The 768-nt window shown below is 30.5% G+C and carries 1 protein-coding gene; it reads left to right on the top strand.

What is annotated here, in order from left to right:
• Positions 1-46: 46 nt before the first annotated feature.
• Positions 47-736 (top strand): hypothetical protein, encoded by a 690-nt coding sequence (locus V7137_RS30430; protein WP_335701522.1) that lies wholly within the window; start codon positions 47-49, stop codon positions 734-736.
• Positions 737-768 lie beyond the last annotated feature (32 nt).

Genomic DNA, 768 nt, shown 5'->3' with positions numbered 1-768 from the left:
CATTAGCAATTATTTATTTGCAGAAAATTAGTTTAGGAGATGTAGTATGGCGATAATTAAGAAGCAGCAACTTATAGAAAAAATCAATGATTATAACTTACTTCCATTGGAAGTAAGTGTTCTGAAGATATCTAATCAAATTCATTTAAAATTAGATGAAATCGAGGAATTCCTGAAATTTGCAAGTGATTCTAATTTAAAGTATGTCTATTACTTTTATACTTACTATCATTCGGGAGAATACATAATTCCTAGTGACTGGTATAGTGAGTATTCGAAAGAATTTAAAGCTGTAGTCTGTCAACATAATCAACAAATAAAATCATTAGATTTTGATTCACCACAAAGATTAACATTATTTATTCTTCAAAATGGTACCTTCGTGGGAGTAGAACTAAATAACTTTTGGATAGAAAATCAAGGCATCAGTGTAGCAGAAGAAATCATTGAGGTATTTGAGAATAAGTTCTATCGTGAAGTCAAAAAAATCAGTGCTAACAAGAAAGTACAACAAAAAGATGATGAAAATGAGTTGAGGGAGATTATCTTTAATGACCCTGAATTTAAACTTTGTAAAAATCAGGCTCTTAGATATCGGTACTTGATAGAATTGCTTGAAAAAGAAAATATGATGAAATACGATTATTTGGTCCAACCCTATGGATATCACAAAGATGGCAAGGTGAAGTGGTTTATGGATAAAACCTGGGAACTCTTTAAAGAACGGAAAAAGTAATATGACTATCCTTATTAAGCTAAAGGGTGCTT

The organism is Neobacillus drentensis, assembly GCF_036962765.1.
Lineage (GTDB): Bacteria > Bacillota > Bacilli > Bacillales > Cytobacillaceae > Neobacillus > Neobacillus drentensis_C.
This window is presented reverse-complemented; position numbering and strand designations above follow the sequence as displayed.